24 protein-coding genes are annotated in these 24,969 nt (G+C 63.7%); 21 read left to right on the plus strand and 3 right to left on the minus strand.

Going from position 1 to position 24,969, the window contains the following annotated elements; genetic code table 11:
• Nucleotides 1–2 precede the first annotated feature (2 nt).
• From HNQ39_RS24090 to HNQ39_RS24180, 19 genes are all read left to right on the plus strand, one after another.
• Nucleotides 3–608, plus strand: a complete 606-nt coding sequence (locus HNQ39_RS24090; protein WP_184202947.1) for a hypothetical protein — start codon at nucleotides 3–5, stop codon at nucleotides 606–608.
• Nucleotides 595–996: a prepilin-type N-terminal cleavage/methylation domain-containing protein gene (locus tag HNQ39_RS24095; protein WP_184202949.1), complete on the plus strand. Its 402-nt coding sequence runs from the start codon at nucleotides 595–597 to the stop codon at nucleotides 994–996. Before HNQ39_RS24090 ends, HNQ39_RS24095 begins: the two co-directional genes overlap by 14 nt.
• Nucleotides 993–1,733, plus strand: a complete 741-nt coding sequence (locus HNQ39_RS24100; protein WP_184202951.1) for a prepilin-type N-terminal cleavage/methylation domain-containing protein — start codon at nucleotides 993–995, stop codon at nucleotides 1,731–1,733. Before HNQ39_RS24095 ends, HNQ39_RS24100 begins: the two co-directional genes overlap by 4 nt.
• Nucleotides 1,730–3,019, plus strand: a complete 1,290-nt coding sequence (locus tag HNQ39_RS24105; RefSeq protein WP_184202952.1) for a type II secretion system protein GspK — start codon at nucleotides 1,730–1,732, stop codon at nucleotides 3,017–3,019. The genes HNQ39_RS24100 and HNQ39_RS24105 overlap by 4 nt, the downstream gene beginning before the upstream one ends.
• Nucleotides 3,016–4,284 carry a PilN domain-containing protein gene (locus HNQ39_RS24110; protein WP_184202954.1) on the plus strand — a complete coding sequence of 423 codons (1,269 nt, stop codon included), beginning with the start codon at nucleotides 3,016–3,018 and terminating at the stop codon, nucleotides 4,282–4,284. Before HNQ39_RS24105 ends, HNQ39_RS24110 begins: the two co-directional genes overlap by 4 nt.
• Nucleotides 4,281–4,901: a hypothetical protein gene (locus HNQ39_RS24115; protein ID WP_184202956.1), complete on the plus strand. Its 621-nt coding sequence runs from the start codon at nucleotides 4,281–4,283 to the stop codon at nucleotides 4,899–4,901. Before HNQ39_RS24110 ends, HNQ39_RS24115 begins: the two co-directional genes overlap by 4 nt.
• A complete protein-coding gene (locus tag HNQ39_RS24120) occupies nucleotides 4,885–5,523 on the plus strand; it encodes a hypothetical protein (RefSeq protein WP_184202958.1) in 639 nt (212 codons plus the stop codon). The genes HNQ39_RS24115 and HNQ39_RS24120 overlap by 17 nt, the downstream gene beginning before the upstream one ends.
• A complete protein-coding gene (locus HNQ39_RS24125) occupies nucleotides 5,520–8,237 on the plus strand; it encodes a secretin N-terminal domain-containing protein (protein WP_184202960.1) in 2,718 nt (905 codons plus the stop codon). The genes HNQ39_RS24120 and HNQ39_RS24125 overlap by 4 nt, the downstream gene beginning before the upstream one ends.
• 303 nt (nucleotides 8,238–8,540) lie before the next feature.
• Nucleotides 8,541–9,437 (plus strand): hypothetical protein, encoded by an 897-nt coding sequence (locus HNQ39_RS24130; protein WP_184202962.1) that lies wholly within the window; start codon nucleotides 8,541–8,543, stop codon nucleotides 9,435–9,437.
• 29 nt (nucleotides 9,438–9,466) lie between these two features.
• Nucleotides 9,467–10,009: a hypothetical protein gene (locus HNQ39_RS24135; RefSeq protein WP_184202964.1), complete on the plus strand. Its 543-nt coding sequence runs from the start codon at nucleotides 9,467–9,469 to the stop codon at nucleotides 10,007–10,009.
• 29 nt (nucleotides 10,010–10,038) lie between these two features.
• Complete coding sequence (locus HNQ39_RS24140; protein WP_184202966.1) at nucleotides 10,039–10,587, plus strand: PAS domain-containing protein; 549 nt, start codon at nucleotides 10,039–10,041, stop codon at nucleotides 10,585–10,587.
• A 1-nt stretch (nucleotide 10,588) separates the two neighbouring features.
• Nucleotides 10,589–13,414: an aromatic amino acid lyase gene (locus HNQ39_RS24145; RefSeq protein ID WP_184202968.1), complete on the plus strand. Its 2,826-nt coding sequence runs from the start codon at nucleotides 10,589–10,591 to the stop codon at nucleotides 13,412–13,414.
• A gap of 67 nt (nucleotides 13,415–13,481) precedes the next feature.
• The gene (locus HNQ39_RS24150) at nucleotides 13,482–13,763 is read left to right on the plus strand and encodes a DUF503 domain-containing protein (RefSeq protein WP_184202970.1); all 282 of its coding nucleotides are present in this window, start codon (nucleotides 13,482–13,484) and stop codon (nucleotides 13,761–13,763) included.
• A gap of 9 nt (nucleotides 13,764–13,772) precedes the next feature.
• Nucleotides 13,773–14,192, plus strand: a complete 420-nt coding sequence (gene rbfA / locus HNQ39_RS24155; protein ID WP_184202973.1) for a 30S ribosome-binding factor RbfA — start codon at nucleotides 13,773–13,775, stop codon at nucleotides 14,190–14,192.
• A gap of 1 nt (nucleotide 14,193) precedes the next feature.
• A complete protein-coding gene (locus HNQ39_RS24160; protein WP_184202975.1) occupies nucleotides 14,194–15,177 on the plus strand; it encodes a DHH family phosphoesterase in 984 nt (327 codons plus the stop codon).
• On the plus strand, nucleotides 15,174–15,926 hold the full coding sequence (locus HNQ39_RS24165) for a GNAT family N-acetyltransferase (protein WP_184202977.1): 753 nt from the start codon (nucleotides 15,174–15,176) through the stop codon (nucleotides 15,924–15,926). Before HNQ39_RS24160 ends, HNQ39_RS24165 begins: the two co-directional genes overlap by 4 nt.
• 36 nt (nucleotides 15,927–15,962) lie before the next feature.
• Complete coding sequence (gene truB, locus HNQ39_RS24170) at nucleotides 15,963–16,856, plus strand: tRNA pseudouridine(55) synthase TruB (protein WP_184202979.1); 894 nt, start codon at nucleotides 15,963–15,965, stop codon at nucleotides 16,854–16,856.
• Complete coding sequence (locus HNQ39_RS24175; protein WP_221290291.1) at nucleotides 16,853–17,746, plus strand: bifunctional riboflavin kinase/FAD synthetase; 894 nt, start codon at nucleotides 16,853–16,855, stop codon at nucleotides 17,744–17,746. Before truB ends, HNQ39_RS24175 begins: the two co-directional genes overlap by 4 nt.
• A complete protein-coding gene (locus HNQ39_RS24180; protein ID WP_184202983.1) occupies nucleotides 17,736–18,473 on the plus strand; it encodes a class I SAM-dependent methyltransferase in 738 nt (245 codons plus the stop codon). The genes HNQ39_RS24175 and HNQ39_RS24180 overlap by 11 nt, the downstream gene beginning before the upstream one ends.
• Here HNQ39_RS24180 and HNQ39_RS24185 read toward each other — a convergent pair.
• Nucleotides 18,470–19,465, minus strand: a complete 996-nt coding sequence (locus tag HNQ39_RS24185) for an ABC transporter ATP-binding protein (protein ID WP_184202985.1) — start codon at nucleotides 19,463–19,465, stop codon at nucleotides 18,470–18,472. The genes HNQ39_RS24180 and HNQ39_RS24185 overlap by 4 nt on opposite strands.
• Before the next feature lie 177 nt (nucleotides 19,466–19,642).
• Between HNQ39_RS24185 and HNQ39_RS24190 the strand changes: the two genes are divergently transcribed.
• Nucleotides 19,643–21,640: an NAD(+) synthase gene (locus HNQ39_RS24190; RefSeq protein ID WP_184202987.1), complete on the plus strand. Its 1,998-nt coding sequence runs from the start codon at nucleotides 19,643–19,645 to the stop codon at nucleotides 21,638–21,640.
• Here the strand turns inward: HNQ39_RS24190 and HNQ39_RS24195 are convergent.
• A complete protein-coding gene (locus HNQ39_RS24195; protein WP_221290293.1) occupies nucleotides 21,637–22,137 on the minus strand; it encodes a YegJ family protein in 501 nt (166 codons plus the stop codon). The genes HNQ39_RS24190 and HNQ39_RS24195 overlap by 4 nt on opposite strands.
• Nucleotides 22,138–22,162: 25 nt before the next feature.
• On the opposite strand from HNQ39_RS24195, the gene HNQ39_RS29700 reads away from it, so the two are divergent.
• Complete coding sequence (locus HNQ39_RS29700) at nucleotides 22,163–23,845, plus strand: exo-alpha-sialidase (protein WP_221290296.1); 1,683 nt, start codon at nucleotides 22,163–22,165, stop codon at nucleotides 23,843–23,845.
• Here HNQ39_RS29700 and HNQ39_RS24210 read toward each other — a convergent pair.
• Entirely contained in the window at nucleotides 23,826–24,962 is a 1,137-nt protein-coding gene (locus tag HNQ39_RS24210) for a cysteine desulfurase family protein (RefSeq protein ID WP_184202991.1), read from the minus strand. The genes HNQ39_RS29700 and HNQ39_RS24210 overlap by 20 nt on opposite strands.
• Between the last annotated feature and the right edge of the window lie 7 nt (nucleotides 24,963–24,969).

The raw sequence follows: 24,969 nt of genomic DNA on the forward strand, positions 1-24,969 counted from the left end.
CCATGCAAACGGTCTCCCCCCTAACCCCCGCCCGGCGGGGGGACAAAAAGGAAATTCCTTTAGTTCTCCCCCGCTTGCGGGGGCTAGGGGGCGCATTCACTCTTATCGAGGCGACCGTGGTGATTACGATCCTAGCCCTGCTGGCCGCGCTCGTGCTCCCCAATGTCGTGGCGATGAAGCGCTCACGGGATGTGCAGAGCCTGAAGGCCCGTGTTCTGCGCCTGCCCGCCGAGGCGCTAAATGAAGCGCGCAAGAGCAAGCTCGCCGTGACCCTTCGGGCCGAGGGAAGCGATACCCTTATCATGGAGCGTGCCGGGGCCGAGGGGGAGGACTCCACGGAGGTGAAGCGCCTCCCCCTCAGCCAAGACCTTCAGCTGGATGCCGCAACGAGCGAGGGAAAGAGTGTCGATCTGGGCACCTGGGAGTGGACGGTCTATCCGGATGGCTCCGCGAAGGCGGGGCACTTGGAGCTGCTGGAGGGCAACCGGATCCTCGATCTGCGTCTCCCGGGCGAGGGCGAGCTGCCCCGCTGGAACACGGCAACCACGACACAGACCGACGACGAGCGCTGGAGCGCGGGAGAGCTGGAGCAACGTGGGCAGAGCTAGGGGGCGCGGCTTTACGCTGATCGAGGTGCTCGTGACGAGCGCCTTGGTTGGGGTGGCTATCGCAGGGTCACTCACCGCGCTAGGGCGGCTCTCCCGTGCCGATGCCTACGCCCGAAATGCGGAGCTACTCCAGCGGCTTGGGGCACAAAAGCTGGTCACCCTGCAGGTCGAGGGAGACCTACGCACCGCAGATACGTCGGGGGATTTCTCTGCGGAGGGCTACCCCGAGGCACAGTGGCGGCTGGAGCTCCAGACCACCACCGATGAGAATGTGGAAGAGGCGACCATCACGGTCACGAAGGGCGAGTCGGAGCAAGCGCTCTCGGAGCTGATCTTCTTCCGACCGACGACCACAACAACTGCAGCGACAGGAACAGGCGGACAGTGAGCCAGAAACGACGAAAGGTCAGGGCAGGGGTCTCTCTGCTGGAGCTAATGGTAGTCCTCGTGATGATGGGCTTCCTGACCTATGCGCTCATCTATGCTTTTGTGGGGGGGATCGACCTGGAGCGACGGCAGGCACAGCGCCAGAACGAGGAGAACCCGGCGGCTCGGGTGGAGCGGCGCGTGAGCCGCCTACTGACCGAGGCCCTGCTCTCCGAGGACACGACCGACCTGAAGACCTACTTTGTTGCCGCAACCGAGAACGATGGGGCGCTCGGGGCGGATCGGCTGACCTTCACCACGACCGCGCCCGGTCTCTCACTTGCGACCCAGGAGAGCACCGACGATTTCGAGACCCAGCACGAGCAACACGGTCCGCAGGGGGGCGTGACCGAGGTCTCGCTGGGACTCACACCCACCGGCGAGGCAGGAAGCCACACGGGGCTCTTTGAGCGGCTACAGACACCCGCGGATGGCGACGCGACCCAGGGCGGCACTGAGGGAGTCCTGGAGACGAGTGTCTCCCAGCTTGGCTTTCAGTTCTTCGATGGCACCCAGTGGACCAGTGAGTGGGATACGCTCACCAGCGGGACACGGCGGCTCCCGGCGGCGGTGCGGGTGAGCTACACCCTGACCAGCGATAGCAATAATCAGGTGCACACGTTCGATGTGCGGCTGCCTGCCAGCGATGTCGATGCGAATAACCCCATCACGGGCACCACGGCGGGAGGCGCGTCATGAGCCGAAGAGCACGACGGCACGAGCGTGGTGGCGTGATGGTGCTGGCACTGGTGATCCTGGCGGGGCTGCTGGCACTGCTCGCCACCTTTGCCGCAAACCAGCGTGTCTACCAAGAGGCAACCCTCAACACCCTGCGTGAGCGCCGCGCCGAAGCCGCCGCCCGCAGTGGTATCGCCGTCGGGCTCTCGGCCCTCGTGGAGGTAAATACCAACCTGGTCAAGCTCGACGATACCTGGGCGACTCTGGGGCAGGGGAGCGGCACGGTGGGGGGGGCGGAGGCGACCACGCTGACCAATGGAGCGACCTACCGGGTGCAGGTGGTCGATGCGGGGAGCTTCCTCAATATCAACACCCTCACCGAGGCCCAGCTCCAGACCCTCCCCCTGACGACCGAGCAGATCGCGAGCCTGCTGGACTGGCGTGAAGCCGGGACAACGCCTCGAAACGAGGGGGGGAAAGACGAGTACTACAACGCGCTCACCACCCCCTACAACACGAAGCTAGGCAGGCTCACAACGCTTAAGGAGCTGGCGCTGGTCAAGGGCTGGACCGCACGGACACTCTACACGCCCGATGCGGAGGGGACGACCAGCACGGTCAGCTCTAGCCCGACAGCCGCCGCGAACACACCGCTGGAGGATGCAAGTGGGAACCCACTGGCGCTGGCGGGAGTTCTGACGGTATCCAGCGGTGCGCCCAATACGACCGCTACCGGGACGGCACGTACGAACCTGAACCAGCAGAACCTGAACCTGGTGCAGCTGGTCCAGCTAGGGCTACCCGCACAGCTGGCGACCCAGGGGCCGTTTACATCGTTTGCGAACCTGCTTGGACGGGGGGGGATCTCGACCCAGGCGGCGCAGCAGGTCCTCGACTCCGTGGGCTTCACAACCGATACCCGGCTGACGGGCAAGGTCAATATCAACACCGCGACGGAGGCTGTCTTAGGCAAGCTTCCCGGCGCGACCTCCGATATTGTCAGCGCGATTGTGAGCCGCCAGAGCAGTGGCTTTGCCAGCCTGGGAGAGCTCTCCACGATCCCCGGACTCACGGGGACAGCGCTGGGAACCCTCGCCGATGCGGTCTGTGTGGGCAGTGATACGTTTATTGTCCGTGCTTGGGGCGAGAGTGGCGGGGTCGGAGTGGCCCTGGAGGCGCTGGTGGGAATTCGCAATAGTCGTCCACAGATTCTAATGGTGGAGCGCATCAACTCAACAACGATACCGGCGTGGTGGCGCTGGGAAGAGCAACCAACAACGACGGTTTCTCTGGGAGCAACGCAATGAACGGGAGACAGCTGCCAACCCTACATCTCGAGTGGGCACCAGGCAACGTGCTCGCACTGGATCGCAGCGACAATCGTACCGCACGTGGGGCGGATATCTCGGAGCTGGGACGCTTTGTCCGTGGGCACAAAGAGGCACTGGTTGGCGTGAGCCGCGGGAGTGTTTTTCTGAAGACCATCCGGCTTCCGAAGGCAACCCCCGATGAGCTACGACGCCTGGTCAACCTCCGGCTGGGGCAGCTCTTCCCGCTCCCCGCGAGCGAGCTCGCCTTCGATGCCTACCAGACCAACGACCAGAACATGGAGGGCTGGCTGACCGTGGTCGCGGCGATGCGCTCTCAGGACCTTGTCCAGCTCCGCTCCGAGCTCGCGCAAGCCGGCCTGAAGGCGACTCGGATCTTCCCGGTAGCTCTGGCCGCGCCCGCGGTCGCCAAGCAGAGCGATGCCCTCGTGGTGGATAAGCTCCCCAATGGGCTGGCTCTGGATGTGGTCAAGGACGGTGTCCTGCGCTTTAGCCGCCTGGCCCCCGAGGACTCCCCGACCGGGCTGGAGGTGCAGCGGACGCTCATGGCCGCCGGGGTGGAGGACCTCGATGCCGTTCGAGGCCGTACCCTCGATGAGCTACACCGAGCGCCGGAGTTCTCTTTTTCGCTGAACGAAGACCGCGCGAAGGAAGAGAAGCACCTAATTGCGGGAAAGACCCGGCTCTCGATCCTGCTCTTGGTCTCGTCGCTGCTACTGGCAGGCTTTATCTGGGTGGAGCACGCCGAGGCGCAGGCTCGAAAAGACAAGGCCAGTGCGGTCTGGGAGACCAAGCTCAAGACCCTGCGTGTGATCCGGGATGCGGAGCTCGCCAAGGCGGGCCGGGCCGTGAGTGTTCGGGGGAGCCTAGATCGGGCGTTTGTGACTGCCCAGCCCCTCAGCGATATTGTCCAGGCGGCGGCCACCGCCCTGCCCGAGGGAAGCTGGCTGATCGGGGTGAACGCCGAGCGCGGCAAGCCGCTCCAGCTCCGTGGCACCGCGATGAACGGCCAGCAGGTCGCCAAGCTTGTGGATGGGCTAAGCCGGACGCCCCGCTTCCGGGATGTCCGCCTGGTCTTTGCCAATGGGGCCAAGATTGAGGAGACCCCTGTGGTGCAGTTTAATATCGCGGCGACCGCGGTGGGGAACCTCCCCATGCCCCAGCCCGAGAAGACCAAGAAGGGGGCAGTCAAGCGCGCTGCCACCGCGACTCCCCGTGTGGCAAGCGCAGGAGGAACCCCGTGAAGAACTCCCTGATCAACTTTAAAAACCCGCAGGAGGTCGGGCCGAGCGCGGTCACTCTGGCCGCCCTGCTGATCCTGGCGGGCTCCCTGGCGTACATGCTCTTCGTGCCCAAGGCCACGACCGACGGCCTCGCGCGGGGCAAGGAGCGGAGCCGCAAGCAGATCTTGGAGCAGATCGAGTCGGCCCAGGCGAGTGGTCAGGCGGCGCAGGCCGCGACCGCAGGGAAGCTCTGGCAGGGCGATACCGACACGATCTCGGCGGCGATCCTGGCACAGCTCACCCAAGAGGCGAACCTGCTCAAGGTCAAGGTCTCGGCGTTTCGACCGCAGCGCACTCTCACGCTCCCGGAGCTGACCGAGCTGCCCTTTACCGTCCAGCTCGCCGGCCCCTATCCCGCGATCCAGGCCTTTGCGGCGAGCTTTGATCGGCCCTCCAGTAAGCTGGCGCTCCGCTCGATCCAGCTCGCCAGTAGCGATGCCAGCTCCGATGCCGTGACCGCGACTCTGGGAATCTCGGCCTATGTCTCCGGCCAGGTGACCGTGGCTCCGAAGAAACCGACGGTGTCCGCGACACCCGCACCGTCGAAGGGAGGGACCAGCAATGGCCAAGCTCAGTAAACCCATGCAGTGGATCGTGATCATCGCTATCACCGGTGGGGTCGCGGCCTACGTCCTCACCGAGCAGGAAGGCGGAGGCAAGCGCATGAAGCCGAAGACGGTCGCAAGCAAGTCCACCGCACCCGAGGGGTTTAAGGAAGAGGACATGACCGCTCGCTTCCCCCGCCTGAACGCACCGGTTCGGAATGTCTTTGTCCCGAAGGTCGCCACGAAGAAGGCACAGCCTGCCGCCGCCGCGCCGCACCCGGCGATTGGGGCACGGGTGAAGCCGACCTGGACCCTGACAGGGATCTATGTCCAGAACGGCACCCGGCTTGCGCTGCTGGAGAACAGCTCCACCGGCGAGTCCCAGACCCTCGCGGTTGGGCAGAGCTGGCAAGGGCAGCCCATTATCGCCATCAAGACCGATGGGATTCTCTTTGCCAATGGGACCCGGATGGTCTTTGAGGAGCCTGAGGAGGCTGAGCCCGCAGCGGTCGCTCCCGTGGTTCTTCCCGGTGGCACCACACCTGGCGCGGGCGTACGGCCCGGGGTTGCTGCCGATACCTCGCCGAATCGTCCGATCACTATCAACCTGCCACCTGGCGTGGCACCAACGCAACCTACGGGGAGCCGACCATGAAAACATCTAGAATCTTTCGCCATTTCCCGCTACTGCTACTTGCGGTGGCCGTCACCCCCCGCGCGGCTCTCGCCCAGTTTGGCCAGGGAGGGTTTGGGGACTTTGGAGGGGGGATGGACATCCCCAAGCCCGCGTGGGAGAACTTCAAGCTCAACCCCAAGACCCGCCTGAAGCTGGACTTTCGCAATGCGAGTGTCGATGCGGTACTGAGTGTCTTTAGCAAGGCCAGTGGGATTCCCATTATCAAGGACCCCGCGCTCAAGGACCCGATCACGATCCAGAGCCCGGTCGATCTTAACCTCAAGGATGCCTTTGCGCTCCTCAATGCCGCACTGGGTGTCCGCAACTTTGACCTGACCAAGAGCGGCAATATCCTGATGATCAAGAGCCGCGCGCAGGCAAGCTCCGGGCGCGGAAATCGCTTTGGGGGCATGAGCGGTGGTTTTGACCCGAGCATGTTTGGAGGCGGGAGCAGCCGCAGTAGCGCGGCACCCAAGGTCTATGCGCTCAAGTACGCCAATGCGACCCAGGTTGCTCGTGTCATCAACGATGTCTTTGCCAACTCGGGGCAGCAGGCGATCAATCCGGCCGCACTGGGGGCGATGTTTGGCGGGGCTGCGACAGGAGCTCCCGCAACCCCACCCGCGGCACCTCCCGGCGGAGGAAATGGCCCCAGTGCCGGCCCTGATCCCGACCCACAGCGCGGCGGCGGTGGTGGTGGCCGCGGTGGATTTGGCGGCTTCGGGGGCGGTGGATTTGGCGGCCAGGGGGGCTTCGGTGGCTTTGGCCAAGGTGGCTTCGGTGGGATGGGCGGCTTCGGCGGCTTTGGACGCGGCGGTGCGAATACATCGGTGGTCCGCGCCTCGGCTGATGACTACTCCAACTCCGTGATCGTCAATGCCCCCACCCGTGAGCAGGATCAGGTTGCAGACCTGATCGAAGAGATCGACAAGCAGACCGATCAGCCTCAGAAATCGCAGGTTGTTCCGCTTCAGTTTGCGCTCGCCACCGATCTTGTGACCGTGGTACAGAATGTCTTGGTCGCCAATATGCCCCGTGGGCGGGGGGGCTCCACCACGGGACAGACACCGATCGACCAGCGCTTCGGAGGGGGCGGCGGCTTCGGCGGGTTTGGCGGCTTCGGACGTAACGGGGCATCGTCGCTGGCGGCAGGGAACGTGGTGGCAGAGTCACGCACCAACTCTCTGATCATCACGGCGACCCAGGAGAACCTTGATCTGATTACCAAGGTTGTCAAGGAGCTCGACAAGCCCATTACCTTTGAGAATAGTACGTTTGTCATCACCCTGGAGAATGCCCGCGCCGACCAGATGGCCGATGTGCTCAACCAGAGCTTTGGGAGCCGCAATGGCACCCGCTCGACCACGGGACGCACCACGACCGGCCAGACCGGGGCTTCGTCGCGTGCCAACACCAATAACCGAACCAATACCCCCGCCACCTTGGGACGAAGCGTGCCCCAGAACGACGATCCTGTCCAGGTGGGGCTGGCCGATCCGATGGCGGGTGCAGGAGAGCTCGCGACCAACGTGACCGTCCAGCAGGGCTTCCCTGGCTTTGGCGGAGGGGGCTTCGGAGGCGGTGGCTTCGGTGGCTTTGGCGGCGGCGGCACGACAAACCGGACACAGCAGAGCACGGGCACCCGTGGCCTCGATAGCCAGGGGCGCGTGGTGAACCTGCGCGATCTCACGGGACAGGTAACCGTGATCCCGGATATCAATACCAATAGCGTTGTGATTGTTACGTCGCCACAGAACCGTGACCTTCTCCAGCAGATTGTGGAGCAGCTCGATAAGATTCCCGAGCAGGTGATGATCGAGACCGTGATTGTCGAGGCGAGCCTGGATGCGACCGACAAGCTGGGGATCGAGTGGAACCTGACTCAGGGAACCGGTAGCGTGCTGGGAGCGCTTGGGGCCACGGATACCAAGGGCGCCGCGTCGTCGTCGTTTGGCAACCAGGCCACGACCACCCAGCCGCAGGGCTTCCGCTACACGCTCACGGGCGGCCAGTACGGGGCGTTTATGAACGCGCTCAAGACCGATGCACGCTTTGAGATTCTCTCGACCCCGCGCATCTTCACGAGCAACAACTCCACTGCGGAGATCAATATCAGCCAGAGCCTGCCCTACGTCACCAGCACCCAGACCAACGCCAACGGCGTCTCGACCTTTAACTACTCCTTCCTCGACGTGGGCATCATCCTGACGGTTACGCCCCGGATTACATCCAATGGCTTTGTCACGATGGATGTCACCCAGACCGCCAACGACTTTGTCCGCTACACCGACTTCAACGCCCCCGTGGTCAACCAGCGCGAGGCGCAGACCACGGTCAGCGTGAAGGATGGGGAGACCATTGTCCTCGGCGGAATCATCAAGAACTCCGTCTCCGCGACTACCAACAAGCTCCCGGTGCTGGGCGATATCCCGGTTCTGGGCAAGCTCTTCCAGTCCAACTCGACCACCAAGAGCAAGACCGAGCTGCTTGTCTTCCTCACCCCACGTATCGTCCGCGATGCCGACGAGGCCCGCAAGCTCCGTGAGGACACGCAGAAGCAGATGCAGTCTAAGCTCAAGGACAAGCTCCCGGAGTTCAGCATGCCCGACAAGGATAAAGTCAAAGAAAAGACGATTGTCAAGCCAAAAGAGGGTGTGACTACATCAAAGGATCCTAAGAAAACCGGCGGGTAGGATTTTTTAAGGATTTATTCAGGAAGCCACGCAGGTGCGTGGCTTCTTTTTTTTGAAATTCCGGGAACTGTTTTTGAATATTTTTGTTTTATTACAATTTGGATTTTATTTAAATAAATTGGTTTCTATTGGTTTTGTTTTGGTAAAAATACTTATTTTGGTGCTTTGGTCTACAGGGAATAGGTTCATTGCCAATAATAAATTTGTTGTTGAATTATTGTCAAGGATGGGGAATTGGTTGATACGAATTTTATAGAGGCTGAGCTGAATGGCGCTGCGCTCAATGGGATATGGAAAGATTGCTTGGATAGCTATGATTACATCAGTAGCTCCGATAAGATTGAGTGCTTGGGGCAGGTAATCGAGCTAAGGGATCATATCATTGAGGTCTTGCGGGATATCTCGGATGGCATAGAGCGGCAGTCTTGTTTGGGACTCTTTTACCTGGAGCTAAAGACCGAGTGGATGCTGCTCAACACGCAGTACACCTACCAGCTTGAGGCTCAAAAACTAGATCATCAGACCGTTTGCCGGGCAGGACTCTTCTCTGCACTCTTAGGTGCGCTTGAGCCACACTGTCGCCCGGCGGATATCACCCGCATTGAAGCGCTCCTGGCGCAGCTTCCCAATAACGATGAGACGAGCCTGCTAGACGATACCCAGCTGGTGCTTCGGGGACAAATTCAAGAGCTTAGTGAGACCCTCGCCTGTAAAGATTCCGCACTACAGCGTCTGCAAGACGAGTGGCAGCTCCTGGAGGTCGGGCTGGGAAAGCGCTCGGCGCGGGAGATTGTAGAGTGTGTGCGCGAGCTCAAGGACGATCTCCTTCAGCTCCAGCGCACCGGCGGCAGTGTCCTCCCCGAGAAGTACCTGGAGTTTGACCGAGAGTTCGGCGGCCTCAGCGCCCACCAAGTTGCCAGCCAGCTGGAGCGCTTGGAGACAAAGGTGCGGGTCTTGGAGAAAGAGTCCCTGGCTGCCACGGAGGGGCAGGAGCTCCTCCTGCGCGAGCTCGGCGATGCCGATCCACGCCGGCTGATCGCGCGCTTTGGAGAGCTACAGGACTCCGTTACCCACCTCACCATGGAGCTTGCCCGCCTCAAGGCTAGCTCTCCCCAAAACGCGCCTCTGGCCGCCCCCGACGAGGACCTGACGTCCTTGCTTGGGAGCCTCGAAAGCGCCCTACACGCCTTCAATCACTAAATCTATCCCCCTTGTATTAGGAGAGAAATATGTCCGTCCCCTTCACCGCTGAGCAGTACCAGCAGTGTCTGAAAGAAAACCAAGAGCTACGCTTGCAAAACGAGACCCTTGCCCAGGCCAACTCGACCCTCACCCAGACCGTTGAGCAGCTTGCAAAAGGTAGTGTCAACGAGAGCACGATCACCAAGACCCCCGACGAGATCCTGCGCAAAGTGCGCTCCTTTGCCCAACAGGTTGAGGCGCTGAACACCACGGTCGTCAGCATGGAGTCGCAGCTCACGAGCCTCTACGGAGACAAAGAGCGCCTTGAGGCGGAGATTGGTGCCTCGGAAGTGGATGATGTGGTCGGTGCCTTTCGCCGACTCGAGAATGTCATCTCCAGCATGGAGTTTCAGCTCATGTCGCTCTATGCGGGCAAAGAGCTCCTGGAAGTGGAGCTTGGAAAATCCGATCCGAAGGCGATTGTTGCGATGTTCCGAAACATGACCCAGATGGTGGATGGGCTTCGTAATGAGCTAGCAGTGGTGGGTAGCACCGAGGATGAGTTTTCGTCCGAGGCACTTGCAGCCTAAGCGGTTAAAAGAATTAGATAAGGAATCAAATGAATCTCTTCAGTAAACTTGCCGAGCTTGCCCGTTTTCTCTTTCAGGTCGAGGGAATCTCCGATGCGACCGAGAGCACAAAAAAAGAAGCTCGTCGCGACGACCTCATCCGCAAGCCAACCTCTGTCGCGGAGGCGGTCGGGGGCACCAGCACGCCGCCGCCACAGCACGCCTTTGTCCCTCAGGAGCTACTGAGCAATCTTCCCAATATGAAGCAGAGCCAGCTCGATATGCTAGATTTTGGAGCGATCCGTGTCAGCGATGAGGGCGTGATCCTCTCCTACAACCGCTGGCAGTCCGAGTTTGCCCAGGTCGATCAGGACGAGGCACTCGGGAAGAACTTCTTCCGCGAGCTGGCACCCTGCACCAACAACCGCCTCGTCTTTGGCCGCTTCAAGCAAGGTGTCGCGGATGGGAGCCTGGATGTCGTGGTCTCGTATGCCTTCACCTATCGCATGCGTCCCACCCTCGTGAAGGTCCATCTCTACCGCGAGCCAAAGACCAAGGCCAACTGGATTCTGGTCGCACGGGTGGGGGGGAACAAGTAGCGTGCCTCTCTCCTCTCTCCGTGAGCGACTCTACCAGCGGCTGCGTGGGCGGCCCTATCCCCTGTTTGTCTTTGCCCACGAGGCGACCTTCCCTGCGGCTGCCCTCTGGACCGGTGCACGCGCTTGGACACGTGCCTTCCGCGAGGCAGGTGTGCAGCCTGGCGACCGGCTGGTGCTGGGACTGCCACCATCGGCGGCCTTTGTCCAGGTCGTGATCGCGGCGCTCTGGGAGGGGATCACGCTGGTTCCCATCGGAGAAGGAGGAGAGCTCAGCGCCCTGATGGAGTGCACCGATGCCCGCTGGGGTGTCGCGCTCTCGGGGGAGGCGAGCCAAGGAATCTTTATCCCGGAGGGGTGCTCCGGTCCCGATCCCAAGGTGGCTGTGGTGCCGCGTACGCCCCGTTTCAGCCCCACCCCCGATGCCGCTCTCTTGATGCGGACATCGGGCACGGGCGGGGAAGGGCGCTGGATCGCGCTCTCGCTCGCTGGGGTACTGGCAGCGCTAGACTCCCATCTCGACGTGCTGGGCCTACCGGAGGAAGAGAGCCGCATGCTCTCGGTGCTTCCCTGGCACCATGTCTTTGGCTTTGTCTTTGATCTACTCGTGGGCATGTTTTCTGGGGCAGAGATCGTCCGCGACCCCGCTGCGGGGCGCGATACCGCCGCTCTATTGGCACTGGCTGCCGAGGTCGAGCCTACCTGGCTCAATGCCGTCCCACTGACCATCCAGCGCCTCGCCCAAGAGAGTGAGGGCCGGGCTCTTCTCCAGGCACTCAAAGGCGGCGTGATTGGCGGCGCACCGATCCCGGAGGCGCTGGTTCCCTTACTCCAGACCACTAAGCTGCGCGTTGGCTACGGCCAGACCGAGGCATCGCCGGGAATCGCACTCGGGGAGCCGGGGAGCTTTCTGGGCCGTGGCTACCTAGGGCAAGCCCGGGGCTGTGAGACGCGCCAAGAGCCCGATGGCACGCTGGCCTTCCGCGGTGCCAATGTCTGCCTGGGCTACTGGGACTCCACTCAGGGGCTCGTGCGCTGGGAAGCCGACCGCTGGCACAACACAGGGGATCTCGTTGCACCTTCGGGGGATGGCGGCTGGCTCTACCAAGGCCGGATCGACGATGGATTTAAGCTGAGCAACGGGGTACGTGTCGAGGCCGGGCCTCTAGAGCAGGCGGTACTCGTCAAGCTAGGAGACTTTCTCGATCAGGCGCTCCTGCACTCGCCCGATGGCGCGACCCTAGAGCTCTTGGTGGCCTGCAAGCCGGGGCGCCAGCTTCCTTGCCGCGAGCACTTCTTCGAGCCACTGGGCAAGCTGGCGGGGCGACTGCAGAGTGTTCGCGTGCTTCCCCCTAGTGCCTGGGTGACGACACCCAAAGGTACGTTACGACGTCTACCTACCCTGAAGAGCGCCCAGTACACGCCGCTTGCCCTAGGACCCGACAGCCGCCTTACTTGTGAGGAAATCGAGCGGATCGCCTCCAACCCGGCACTGACCGCCACTCTCACGCCCGCGGCACGCGTGGCCATGGAGCAGAGTGTTGGTTGGCTGGAGGAGCTGCGCCGCGCGGATACCCCGATCTACGGAACCACGACGGGATTTGGGCCTTTTGTGCGCTACGGCGCGGGGAGTGGAGTCGCGCAGGGAGCGGGGCTGATCGCACACTTAGGGGCGGGTTTTGGTGACGATGCCCCAGCCTGCGTTGTCCGGGCGACCCTTGTCTGCCGGGCGCAAAACCTTGCCCAGGGCCACTCCGCCATCCGCCCCGCGCTGCTAGAAGCCTATCTCAAGCTCCTGGGTGAGGAGCATATCGCGGTTCCCCTGATTGGCTCGGTGGGGGCGAGCGGCGATCTCGTTCCGCTGGGGCATATCGCCCGCGTCCTAGCCGAGCGCATCCCGCTGGAAGGCCGCGAGGCGCTCTCGCTTACCAACGGAACATCGTTTCTCACCGCCTACGCCGCCCTGGCTACCGCGCGCGCCGCTCGCCTGCTTGCCCATGCCGAGGCGCTGACCGGCTGGCTCTACCGGACACTGGGCTGCCGCGCCAGTGCGCTCGACCCACGCCTCCACCGAGCGCGGGGGCACCAGGGGCAGATCGAGAGCGCGGCGCAGATCGCGCGGGAGGCAGGGCGCTTTGGGGAGTTCGAGGATAAAAATCGTCCTCTGCAAGAGGTCTACTCCCTGCGCTGCGCCCCACAGGTGCTGGGCGCGTGCCGGGAGAACCTGAGCCACGCCCGCCGGATTGTAGAGACCGAGCTCAATGGGGTGAGCGACAACCCGCTGTTCTTCGACGGCCCTGCCGTGGCCCACGGCGGCAACTTCCATGGACAGCAGGTGGCGTTTGCCGCTGATGCCCTCAATGCGGCGCTGGTGCAAGCGGCGGTCCTGGCGGAGCGCCAGCTCGATGCCTTGATTACGCCCAGTGTCACCAATGGCCACGCGCCGCTCTTGCTTGCCTGGGAGCCGGGGCGGCACTCCGGGCTCGCTGGTGCCCAGCTCACGGCCACCGCGCTCGTGGCGGAGATGCGTGCCCACGGCGGCCCCGCGGCGACCCTCTCGATCCCCACCAACGGGGGCAACCAGGATGTGGTCTCGATGGGAACCCTCGCGGCGCGCCTCGCCTATGCCCAGACCGAGCGCCTCGCCGGGGTGCTGGGGATTCTGGCGCTGGCGCTGACCCAGTACGCCCACCTGCAAGCCCATGACAAAGCCCCTGGTCCTCCCACTCCCCCGGTTGCGGGCCTGCCGGAGATTGTCGGGCTAAACGAAGACCGGCCCCTGCGCGAAGACATCGCGCGGCTGGTCGGGCACTTTCTCACTCCGGGCTAGGCTCGTCTGATACAATGGGGTATCTCACTTCGGGTTGTCCGCCCCAAGCGCTGCGCGGACTGCTTGTATGCATATCGGTGTTCTCACCCTCTCGCTCTCCATCGGCTATGCCGACTCCCTCAAAGACAAGCGCCAGGCGATAAAGTCCTTGGTCGCACGGGTTCGTAATAAATTCAATGTCTCTGTCGCCGAGGTCGATGACCTGGATGCCTGGCGGCGTGCCACCGTGGGAGTGACCGTTGTCAGCAATAGCGCGGTCTTTGCGACCCAGGTGCTCCAAAAGGTGATAGATTACGTCGATAACGATGCCAATGTGGTTCTAGACGACTACGGCATCGAGCTCCTTTAGAAAGAAACTATGCCAACACTACGACAGGCACGGGTTGCCGAGATGATCAAGCGCGACCTGTCCGAGATTTTAAGTAAAGATGTCGGGGATCCCCGGGTTGCTCTGGTGAGTGTCACCGATGTCGAGGTCGCGCAGGACTTCTCGATCGCGAAGGTCTTTATCTCCGTGATGGGGGACGAGAGTGAGAAGCAGGCGGCGATGAAGGCGCTCCGTAACGGCGCGGGCTTTATCCGTGGCCGTCTGGGCGCGATGCTGGAGCTGCGCACCGTGCCCATGCTGGTCTTCCGCTTCGATGAGGGAATCGACCGGGGAGTGCGGATGTTCGAGCTCCTGCGCGAGGAGAAGCAGTTCGCCGAGAGCCTGCCGCCTGCCACCGAAGAGGAGCTCGCCGCCGTGCGCGAGGAGATGGCCGAGGAGTCGGAAAAGTAGCATGGCGCTCAATCCCAATGCCCCGCTCGACCGAGAGGGGCTCGATGAGGCCGTGCAGGCGATCTGGAGCGCGACCGAGATCGTGCTGGCCTGCCATGTCAACCCCGATGGCGACGCGATCGGCTCGATGCTGGGGCTTGGCTTGGGGCTGGAGGCGCTGGAGAAGAAGGTCACCTACCTCTCCGCCGATGGCTTCCCCGAGACCTTGGCTTTCCTACCGGGGATTGAGCGGGTCCAGACCCACACCGAGCGCCGAGACTTTCAGCTGGGAGTGGGGCTGGATGCGGGTGAGGTCAAGCGCCTCGGAAGCAATGCGGAGACCATCCTCTCCGCGCCGCTGGTAATGGATATCGACCACCATGTGACGGGCGGGCAGTTCGGCCAGGTCCAGCTACTGGATGCCACCTCGGCGTCCACCGCTGAGCTGGTCTACGATCTGCTCTTGGCGCTCGGCGTGGAGCTGACTCCCGAGATCGCCCAGTGCCTCCTCTGTGGCATCCTGACCGACACGGGGAGCTTCCGCTTCTCCAACACCAAGCCGCGCACGATGGCGGTCGGTGGGGCTCTGATCGCCGCGGGGGCGTCTCCGACCACGATCTACGAGAGTGTCTACGAGAACGCCAGCTTTGGGGCGCAGAAGCTTTTAGGGCGCGCCATGGACCGTATGACCCGCAGCGCCGATGGCAAGCTGGTCTGGTCGTGGGTGACCCAGGCGGACTTTTCCGAGCTCGATGCCACCGACAAAGACACCGACGGAATCGCCACCGCGCTTCGTGCCGTCCGCGGCTCCGAGGTCGCGGTCTTCCTGCGCGAGATGCCCACCGGGAAGCTGCGTGTCAGCCTACGCGCCAAAGACCCCTGGGATGTCGCCGCGGTCGCCGCACAGTTTGGCGGGGGCGGTCACCGCCTCGCCTCCGGGTGCTCCCTCGACGGTCCCCCCGAGGCCGCCATCGCCGCGCTTCTAGGGGCCTTGACTGCCGCATGAGCCTGCTCGCACTGATCGACGACTACCTCGATGCCGCTCCCGCGCAGGCCTGTGACGTGGAGCGGATCGGGCCGTTTCGCTTGTTCTTCCGGCGCGACTCGGAGATGCCCGAGATCTCCTATGCCCGCCCGGTGCGTGGGGAGCGCGCGGGGACGCTGGAGGAGATCGCGGCGGTGCGGGCGGCGTTTCTGGCACGGGGGCGCCGTCCCCGCTGGGAGTACTTGGAGGAGCTCAACCCGGAGCTCGGGGCACTTCTGGTGCAAGCAGGGATTCCCGCCCCGACCCGACGTCCGCTGCAAGTTGTCACGGCGGAGCGCTTTCACCCCGAGAGTAGCACGCTTGCCCAGGTGCGGTACATCACCCCCGATGAAGCCCCGGCGACCGATGCCGTGCTCGCGACCGCGTTTGGTGGCGACCCTGCCGAGGCGGATGGCTCGTTTCTGCGCGGCTTGATTGAGCGCGGCGCGTGCGCGGTTGCGGCGTTTGTGGGCGGCAAGCCGGTTGCGGCGGGGCTCCACTCGCCCGTGGGCTCGGCCACCGAGGTCGCGGGAGTCGGCACCCACCCCGAGTGGCGGCGCAAGGGGCTGGCGGGAGCGGTCACCAGCGCCCTGGTCGCAGATGCTCTTGCCCGAGGCTGTGGCTGTATCTTCCTCAGTGCCGGGGACGAGAGTGTCGCGCGTGTGTATGGACGCCTGGGGTTTGAGCGCGTTGGCACGGCGCTAGACACCATGCTCCCGCCCGAGCTGTGAGCGTCGCGGTACAATAGCCGGGTTGCGACGAGAGTAATGGACGGATTTCTAAATATACACAAACCGGCAGGGATGACGAGCCACGATGTGGTGGGGCGGGTCCGGCGGGCACTGAAGACCAAGCGGGTGGGGCACGCGGGAACACTCGACCCAGATGCCACGGGCGTCTTGGTTGTCGCGGTGGGGCAGGCGACTCGCCTCTTGCCGTACCTGCCGCTGGAGCCCAAGGTCTATCTCGCAACAGTCGGCTTTGGCACCGCCACCGACACGGAAGATGCCAGTGGGCAGGTCACGGCGACGGCGGATGCATCGGGGCTGACCGAGGAGGCACTTCGGAGTGTGCTTCCCCGCTTTGTCGGAGAGATCGCGCAGGTTCCCCCGATGGTCTCCGCGCTCCATCACAATGGCCAGCGCCTCTACGACTTGGCGCGGCAGGGGATCACGGTCGAGCGCGAGGCCCGGACGATCACGATCCACGCGCTTGAATTAGTCGCGCCCCCAAGCTTGGGGGCGGGGGGGGCGATCCGCGTCACCTGCGGCGGGGGGACCTACATCCGCACGCTCTGCAAGGATATCGGGGAGGCGCTCGGGCTCCCGGCGCACATGGCGACCCTCGTGCGCGAGGCGGTCGGCCCCTACGCCCTCGCCGATGCGATCCCGCTCGAGGAGATAGACGAGAGCAAGCTCCTCCCCATGCACGAGGCACTCGGCTGGCCGCTGCTGGATGTCTCGGATGCCGATGCCGCAGAGCTTAAGCTAGGGCGCACCATACAGCTTACGCCCCCCTTCGCGAAGCCGGAGGGGGTGCCTGAGCCGTGCGAAGGCGGGGGAGGCGAAAACACATGTGCCGCGCTCCACAACGGGCAGCTCCTGGCGCTCCTGCGCTACGAAACCGGGCGCTGGCAGCCCTTCAAGGTATTTGCCGGATGAGAGCGATCACCATTGGGGTCTTCGATGGGGTGCACCGGGGGCACCAGGCACTCTTAGCCACCGCCCGCGCGAGCGGCTTGCCCGTCACCGCGCTGACCTTCGACCCGCATCCCGCGGCGCTCCTCTCACCCGCCCGCACCCCCAAGCTCCTAGGAACCCTCGCGGAGCGCACCGCACTCCTCAAGGCGGCGGGGGCGGAGCGGGTGGAAGTGATTCCCTTCGACCCCGCTTTTGCCGCACTCACCCCCGCGGCCTTTATCGAGCAGGTACTTCGCCCCGTTCAGCCCGAGTGGATTGTCGTGGGCGATGACTTCCGCTTTGGCTGCGAGCGGCGTGGGGATGTGGAGACGCTTAGGGCGGCGGGCTTGCGGGTCGAGGCCGTGCCGGGGGTCTTTGTAGACGGCGTTCCTGCCCGCTCGACCGTGATCCGGCAGATGCTCTCTGGGGGGCAGGTCGCAGAGGCGGCGCGGCTGCTGGGGCGGCCCTACACGCTCTCAGGCGAGGTGGTGCACGGGCGAAAGCTGGGGCGGACGATCGGCTACCCGACCGCAAATCTGGCCTCCGATCCGCGCGTGCTGATTCCCGCACCGGGGGTCTACGCCGGCCAAGCGACTCTTGCAGACGGCCGTGTCTTTCGCGCCGCGATCTCGATTGGCACGAATCCGACTGTCACGGAGAACGGCCCGCTGACGGTCGAGGCGTTCCTGCTGGAGGGCTTTGATGAGGATCTCTACGGACAAGTACTGACGCTCTCGTTCGTGCATTTTCTCCGGGGTACGGTAAAATTCGACGGTTTGGATGCACTTCTTCAACAAATGGCCGCGGATGTCGCCTGGATCGAGAGCTGCCCCCTAGCCCCCGTGGAACGGGGGAACGAATATGAATCGTGACTACTACCTGCAGATGCGGCGCTTGGAGGACAAGCACTGGTGGTTTGTGGCGCGCCGGAACCTGATCTGCGCGGCACTCCAGCGCTTTGGTAAGACCGCAAACCCGCTCGTGCTGGACATGGGCTGTGGGACGGGGGGGACGCTGGATCGCTTGCGGGAGTTCGCCCGGCCCGTTGGCCTAGACCTAGAGCCGCTGGCGCTGGAGCTCTGCCGCGAGCGGGGGCACCAGAACCTCGTGCTGGCGTCGGCGACCCAGCTTCCGTTTGACACGGCAACCTTCGATGCGGCGGTGGCTTTAGATGTCCTAGAGCACATCCCCGACGATGCCACGGCGGCGGCGGAGCTGGCGCGGGTGCTCAAGCCGGGGGGGATTGCGGTGGTGACCGTCCCGGCCTACCAGTCGCTGTGGAGTGGGCACGATGTGGCACTGATGCACCAGCGTCGCTACCGTGCCGAGGAGGTGCGAAAGCGCCTGCAAGAGAGCGGGCTCATTGTCGAGCGGCTCTCCTACACGGTCTCGGCGCTCTTTCCCGCGGTCTGGGTGGTGCGTAAGCTTCAGAATGCGCTGGCGAAGAAAGATGCGCTGCCACGCGCCGATGCCCTGCCGACCCCGGAGCCGCTCAATGGAGTCCTGCGCTGGCTCCTTGACCGGGAGACAGGGATCGTCTTAGGGCGCTCCCTGCCGTTTGGGCTGACGGTGTTTGCGGTGGCGCGAAAGCCGGACTAAGCAGCGGCTGCTGTCGCCGCCGCTTCGTTTATCTCCGCATCCGCACTCTGGACCGAGAAGACGGTCACGTAGATATCGTGCAGGCTGGCGGGCTCGGCGAGGATCTCGGTGAGGCGCATGCGCTGCTTGGCGAAGTTGAGGACATCGTTGCGAGGAACCGCAGCACTCACCAGCATCCGAATATCGCCGCTGGCGGTGCGCTCGATCGAGCGAATCGCGGGGTGCTCACGGAAGGGCTTGAGGTCCACCGCCATCGGGTCCACGACACGCAGGCGCACGCTCAGCCCCACTTGGGAGCGCTGGCGCAGTGTCGGGAGGGTGCCATCGGCGACCAGCTTGCCCTGGTGCATGATGAGAATCCGGTCTGCGATCCGCTCCAGCAGGTGCATGTGGTGGTCGCTGATCAGGATGGTCATCCCGGTCTCTTGCAGCTCACGGATCAGCCCAATAAACCACTCCTGGTTCACGGGGTCGAGGCCGTTGAAAGGCTCGTCGAGGTAGACAATGCTCGGCCCATGGAGCACCGACTCGGCGAACTGAATTTTTTGTTGGTTGCCCTTGGAGAAGCTAGAGAGCGCTTGGTTGGGGCGGTTGGTCATGCCCAGCCGGTCTAGCCAGTACTGGGTCGCCTCCGCTGCCTCGCTCCCCGAGAGGCCCTTGCGAGTTGCGGCGTGGTAGAGCAGGCGCTCGACCGCCAGGCTCATGTAGAAGCTACTGTCGCCTGGGAAGAAGCCAATCTGAGAGAGATCGGGGTCCTCCGTCTCTCCTTCATCCAGATAGTACACCACTTTCCCAAGGTCGGGCTTCTCCCGCTGGGCAATGATGGCACCGATCGTCGTCTTGCCCGCACCATTGGGCCCGACCAGTGCAATTACCTCGCCTCGTCGCGCCTTGAAGCTCACACCCTTGAGTGCGTGCGTGGGGTCGTAGTGACGATGGACGTTCTGAATATCAAGTATGATGTCGTCAACCGGGGCCGCTGTATCCGGCATCTCCTAGCCTCCTGCACAAGGGGAACTCGCTTTACACAAGTCGCCCCGTAGAAGTATCGGCGAAAAGGCGTGCTGACTGAAGCCCTTACACGGAATCTTCCGGGAGAAAAATTGTAACCAAGGCAAGAAATTTAGTGTCTTAATTACATTAATTAAGAATTGAGGTAAGATTGAACCATGTTGCCCTTCCTGACTCCCTACCGCCACGGCTTTGTCCGCGCGGCGGTCTGTGTGCCCCTGGTGCGCGTCGCTGACCCCGCCTACAACGCCGAGCGGACCATCGCGCTGGCCGAGCGTGCCGCCGCGCAGCACGCCGCCGTGGCGCTCTTTCCCGAGCTGGGGCTCTCGGGGTACACCTGCGACGATCTCTTCCACCAGAGTGCGCTGCTGGATGCCACGGAGAAAGCCCTCGGAAAGGTGCTCGCGGCCAGTGAGGACTGGGAGACCGTGCTCCTGCTGGGCCTGCCGCTGCGGGTGGAGCACCGCCTGCTCAATGTCTGCGCGGTGGTGCAGAAGGGGACGCTCCTTGGGCTGGTTCCCAAGACCTATCTGCCCAACTACCGCGAGTTCTACGAGAAGCGCCAGTTTGCGTCGGGGCGGGACGTGGCGACCCGCGAGGTCGTGCTCTTAGGTCAGACCGTCCCCCTCGGCTCCGATCTGGTCTTTACCTGCACCAACCTGCCCGACTTTGCGCTCCATGTCGAGATCTGTGAGGATGTCTGGACCCCGCTGCCACCGTCGACCTTCGGCGCACTCGCCGGGGCGACTATTCTGGCCAACCTCTCCGCGAGCAATATCACCGTGGGCAAGGCCGACTACCGCAAGGCGCTCGCGGCCGGGCAGTCGTCGCGGTGTCTGTCGGCCTACCTCTACTCCGCGGCGGGGCCGGGGGAGAGCACCAACGACCTGGCCTGGGACGGCCACGCGCTGATCTACGAGAACGGGGAGCGCCTCGCCGAGTCTGCGCGCTTCTCGGAGGACGAGGACCTGATCCTGGCCGATATCGACCTGGAGCGCCTGACCCAAGAGCGCATGCGCCAGACCAGCTTTGCCGACTCCGTGCACGACCAGCGGGAGCGGCTTTCCGCGATGCGCCGGGTGCCGTTTCTGTTCGAGCTGCCCAACGCCGAGCTTCCGTTGTTGCGCCACATCGAGCGCTTCCCGTTTGTCCCCGACGATCCCACGCTGCGCGATGCCCACTGCTACGAGGCCTACAACATCCAGGTCCACGGCCTGCACAAGCGCCTCCAGAGCGCCAAGATCGAGAAGCTCGTGATCGGGGTGAGCGGCGGCCTAGACTCGACCCACGCGCTGATTGTCGCCTGTAACACGATGGACAAGCTGGGGCTGCCCCGCACGAATATCCTGGCCTACACCATGCCCGGCTTCGCCACCAGCGACCACACCAAGTCCAACGCCCACGCCCTGATGCAGGCGCTGGGCGTGACCGCCACGGAGCTGGACATTCGGCCGTCGTGCCTGCAGATGCTCAAGGACCTAGGCCACCCGTTCCACGACGGCGAGCCGGTCTACGACATTACCTTTGAGAATGTCCAAGCGGGGGACCGCACCAGCCATCTGTTCCGCCTCGCCAACTTTCACAACGGCATTGTCCTCGGAACCGGCGACCTCTCGGAGCTGGCGCTGGGCTGGTGTACGTACGGCGTGGGGGACCACATGAGCCACTACAATGTCAACGCGTCGGTGCCAAAAACGCTCATCCAGTACCTCATCCGCTGGGTCGCCGCGAAAAATCTCTTTGGCGAGGAGGCTAGCCGGATTCTCATCAGCATCGCCGACACCGAGATCTCCCCCGAGCTCATCCCTGGCGGCGAGGGCAGCGACAAGCCCGCGCAAAAGACCGAGGAGAAGATCGGGCCGTACGCCCTGCAAGACTTCAACCTCTACTACCTCACGCGCTTTGGCTTCGCCCCGAGTAAAGTCGCCTATCTCTCGCTCTCGGTCGGGGACTCCTACGACCTGCCGACCATCAAAAAGTGGCTCGAAGTCTTCCTCTGGCGCTTCTTCAAGACCAGCCAGTTCAAGCGCACGTGTGTCCCCAACGGCCCCAAGGTCGGCAGCGGCGGGAGCCTCTCCCCAAGAGGCGACTGGCGTGCGCCGTCGGACTCGGAAGCGACCCTCTGGCTGGACGAGCTACGAGCCAATGTGCCCTAGAGCTTGAAACCACCGGATTTTTCAACCTCCGCTCGCTCAGCAGGGGACATTCGGGCAAAGAGCACGCGCTCCGTGTGGCCCCCGACGAGCTTGCCATTTTCGACATACATCCAGTCCGAGATTTGGTTGCCTGGGATTTTCACGGGATCTCCGAGCTTGACACTCTTGACCCAGTTGGGCTCATTGGCAAGAACTCCCACGATGTTTTGTCCATCCCACTCGGGGCGGGCAATCCACATGTGCTCACTCCCATTGGCATCTTTAAACTCCGCCTTCACCGAAAAGCCCTGCATCGCCGTGGTAGGGCTCTGGAGCGCTTTGACAAACGCGGGGAGTGTCTGACGGGCTTTCGCAATCGCCGCGTTCATCTCGCGGTCATCGTCCTTGACCATGTCGATATCCGGCTGGCCGTCGCGCTGCACTTTTTCCAAGGCGCTTTTTGAGCAGCCGACGACGAGAAGAGGGAGCAAGAGGAGGGAGAGGGCAGCCGTTTTCATGGCGTCCATTGTACAATACAAGGCGATGAAAACCGAAGTCTTATGGAAAAGTGGCCAGGGTGGCTACAAGTCCTACCGGATTCCGGCGCTTGCGGTGACAAAGAAGGGCACCGTGCTGGCGTTTTGTGAGGGGCGGCGTGCCGGAGCGGGTGACAGCGGGGCGATTGAGATCCTCCTGCGCCGCTCGACCGACAATGGCGCACACTGGAGCGAGCAGCAGGTGGTCTGGGCCGATGGGGGCAACACCTGCGGCAACCCCGCGCCGGTCGTGGACCTGCAAACGGGGACGATCTGGCTGCTACTGACCTGGAACCGCGGCGACGACAAAGAACCCCAGATTATCGCCCAGACGAGTAAAGACACGCGTCGGGTCTTTGTCACATCGTCGGTGGACGATGGCGTGACGTGGGCGACTCCCAAAGAGATCACTGAGAGTGTCAAGCTGCCCGAGTGGACCTGGTACGCAACGGGGCCAGGGGCGGGGATTCAGCTCGGAAAAACGGGGCGCTTGGTGGTTGCGTGCGACCATATCGAGGCCAAGACCAAGCGCTATTTCTCACACGTGATCTACAGCGACGACCACGGGGCGAGCTGGAAACTGGGGGGAACCACGCCACGTGACCAGGTGAACGAGTGCGAGGTGGTCGAGCGGAGCGATGGGAGCCTGCTGCTCAACATGCGGAGCTACGACCCGAGCTCGCGGGCGCGGCAAGTGGCGGTCAGCAAAGACGGCGGCCTCACTTGGGGCGAGCAGCGGCCCGATTTCTCCCTGATCGAGCCCATCTGCCAGGCCAGTGTCCGCCGCGCCGACTCCAAGACACTGCTCTTCTCCAACCCCGCCAGCCGCGAGGCCCGTAAGAACCTGACCGTGCGTGTCAGCAGCGACGACGGCAAGACCTGGGAGCGGCGGCTGACCCTGCACAGCGGGCCAAGCGCGTACTCGGACCTGGCGGTGCTGAAGCGCAACACCCTCGCGTGCCTCTACGAGTGCGGCGACAAGGGCGCCTACGAGACCATCACGCTGGCCCGCTTTGCCCTCAAGGAGCTCACCCGAACCCCGACAATCTTTCTGGCGGGCGACTCGACCATGGCGGAGAAGCTCCCGGAGAAGCGCCCCGAGACCGGCTGGGGCGAGGGGCTGCGGCTCCTCGTGGACGAGAGCAAGCTACGTATCGAGAACCACGCGATGAACGGGCGTAGCACCAAGAGCTTTCTGGCGGAGAAGCGCTGGGAGGCACTGATCGGGCGGGTGCGGAAGGGCGACTGGGTCCTGATCCAGTTCGGCCACAACGACCAAGCCAAGGACAAGGGCGAGCGCTACACGCCCCCCGACGACTACAAGGCCAACCTGACCCGTTTTGTGGCCGAGGTGCGCCAGAAAGGGGGGACTCCCGTGCTCCTCACCCCCGTGATGCGCCGCCGCTTCGATCCCAAGGGCGAGTTCTTCGACACCCACGGCGTCTACCCCGACCTCGTGCGGGAGGTGGCGGCGGCGACCAAGGTGCTGCTGATCGACCACCACCGGCTCAGTGAGAAGGTGCTCCGTGAGCTCGGCGCGGAGCCCTCGCGCAAGCTCTTCTTACAGCTCAAGCCGGGCGAAAATCCCAACTATCCCAAAGGGGTGGAGGACAACACGCACTTCAACGCCGAGGGCGCAAAGGTCATGGCGCAGCTGGTCTGGGAAGTGCTCAGCTTAGCTGTGACATAACCAGGCGCTCGACCACACCGGCGGCCTTATCCAGCTCCGCGTCGGTGGTGTGGCGGCCCAGGGAGAAGCGCACCGCCCCCAGCGCACGCTCCCGCGGCACGCCCATGGCGGTGAGAACATGCGACGGATCGATACTCCCCGACGAGCACGCGCTCCCCGACGACGCGCAGATGCCCCAGAGGTCGAGCGCGAGCAGCATCGTCTCACCGTCGGGCTTGACAAACGAGAGGTTGATGTTGCTGGCCAGCCGCTCGGTGGGGTGGCCGTTGAGGAAGGCTTGGGGAAAGCGCGCGATAAACTTGTCCCGCAGCGGAGCCAGGCGTAGCGCGGTCTCGTCGCGCCAGGTCGGTAGGAGCGCGACCGCCTTGCCGAAGCCGACGATGCCGGGGACGTTCTCGGTGCCGGGGCGCTTCTGCCGCTCCTGGCTGCCACCGTGGAAGAGAGGCGTGCACTTCACCCCGCTCTTGATGTAGAGCGCGCCCACGCCCTTGGGGCCGTAGATCTTGTGCGACGAGACACTCAGCAGGTCCACGCCGAGCGCGGTGACATCGATCGGGAGCGCGCCCAGGGTCTGGACCGCATCGGTGTGGAAGAGCGCCCCGTGGGCGTGGGCCAGCGCCGCCAGCTCCGTGATCGGGTTGATCGTCCCCACCTCGTTGTTGGCGTGCATCACCGAGACCAGCGCGGTCTTGTCTGTCAGCGCCTCCGCGAGTGCCTCCGGGTGAACCTTACCAAACTCGTCCACGGGGAGGACCGTCACGGCAAAGCCCAGCTCACGGGCAAAGAGGGCGGTGTCGATCACCGCGTGGTGCTCCGCGGAGGCGGTGATGAGGTGGTTGCGGCCCTGCTCCTTGGCGGCCATCAGCACCCCGAGGAGCGCGAGATTGTTGGCCTCGGTGCCCCCCGATGTAAAGAAAATCTCCCCAGACTCAGCCCCCAAGGCCTTTGCCAGCGTGTCTCGGGCCGCATCGAGAGCGCGGCGAACCTCTTGGCCCACACGGTGGACCGACGACGGGTTCCCAAAGCTCTCCCCGAGAAACGGGAGCATCGCCTCGCGCACCTCGGGATCGGTCGGGGTCGTGGCGGCGTAGTCAAGATACAGCGCTGTTTGGCTCATGGAAGAA

The organism is Armatimonas rosea (genome assembly GCF_014202505.1).
In the GTDB taxonomy this organism is placed as follows: domain Bacteria; phylum Armatimonadota; class Armatimonadia; order Armatimonadales; family Armatimonadaceae; genus Armatimonas; species Armatimonas rosea.

Bases quoted from the DNA above. Each gene is read 5' to 3' on its own strand.
- HNQ39_RS24150 (WP_184202970.1), top strand. From the start codon at position 13,482: ATGCATATCGGTGTTCTCACCCTCTCGCTCTCCATCGGCTATGCCGAC.
- HNQ39_RS24175 (WP_221290291.1), top strand. From the start codon at position 16,853: ATGAGAGCGATCACCATTGGGGTCTTCGATGGGGTGCACCGGGGGCAC.
- HNQ39_RS24120 (WP_184202958.1), top strand. From the start codon at position 4,885: ATGGCCAAGCTCAGTAAACCCATGCAGTGGATCGTGATCATCGCTATC.
- HNQ39_RS24160 (WP_184202975.1), top strand. From the start codon at position 14,194: ATGGCGCTCAATCCCAATGCCCCGCTCGACCGAGAGGGGCTCGATGAG.
- HNQ39_RS24185 (WP_184202985.1), bottom strand. From the start codon at position 19,465: ATGCCGGATACAGCGGCCCCGGTTGACGACATCATACTTGATATTCAG.
- rbfA (WP_184202973.1), top strand. From the start codon at position 13,773: ATGCCAACACTACGACAGGCACGGGTTGCCGAGATGATCAAGCGCGAC.
- HNQ39_RS24165 (WP_184202977.1), top strand. From the start codon at position 15,174: ATGAGCCTGCTCGCACTGATCGACGACTACCTCGATGCCGCTCCCGCG.
- HNQ39_RS29700 (WP_221290296.1), top strand. From the start codon at position 22,163: ATGAAAACCGAAGTCTTATGGAAAAGTGGCCAGGGTGGCTACAAGTCC.
- HNQ39_RS24110 (WP_184202954.1), top strand. From the start codon at position 3,016: ATGAACGGGAGACAGCTGCCAACCCTACATCTCGAGTGGGCACCAGGC.
- HNQ39_RS24090 (WP_184202947.1), top strand. From the start codon at position 3: ATGCAAACGGTCTCCCCCCTAACCCCCGCCCGGCGGGGGGACAAAAAG.
- HNQ39_RS24105 (WP_184202952.1), top strand. From the start codon at position 1,730: ATGAGCCGAAGAGCACGACGGCACGAGCGTGGTGGCGTGATGGTGCTG.
- HNQ39_RS24210 (WP_184202991.1), bottom strand. From the start codon at position 24,962: ATGAGCCAAACAGCGCTGTATCTTGACTACGCCGCCACGACCCCGACC.
- HNQ39_RS24190 (WP_184202987.1), top strand. From the start codon at position 19,643: ATGTTGCCCTTCCTGACTCCCTACCGCCACGGCTTTGTCCGCGCGGCG.
- truB (WP_184202979.1), top strand. From the start codon at position 15,963: ATGGACGGATTTCTAAATATACACAAACCGGCAGGGATGACGAGCCAC.
- HNQ39_RS24140 (WP_184202966.1), top strand. From the start codon at position 10,039: ATGAATCTCTTCAGTAAACTTGCCGAGCTTGCCCGTTTTCTCTTTCAG.
- HNQ39_RS24180 (WP_184202983.1), top strand. From the start codon at position 17,736: ATGAATCGTGACTACTACCTGCAGATGCGGCGCTTGGAGGACAAGCAC.
- HNQ39_RS24195 (WP_221290293.1), bottom strand. From the start codon at position 22,137: ATGAAAACGGCTGCCCTCTCCCTCCTCTTGCTCCCTCTTCTCGTCGTC.
- HNQ39_RS24125 (WP_184202960.1), top strand. From the start codon at position 5,520: ATGAAAACATCTAGAATCTTTCGCCATTTCCCGCTACTGCTACTTGCG.
- HNQ39_RS24135 (WP_184202964.1), top strand. From the start codon at position 9,467: ATGTCCGTCCCCTTCACCGCTGAGCAGTACCAGCAGTGTCTGAAAGAA.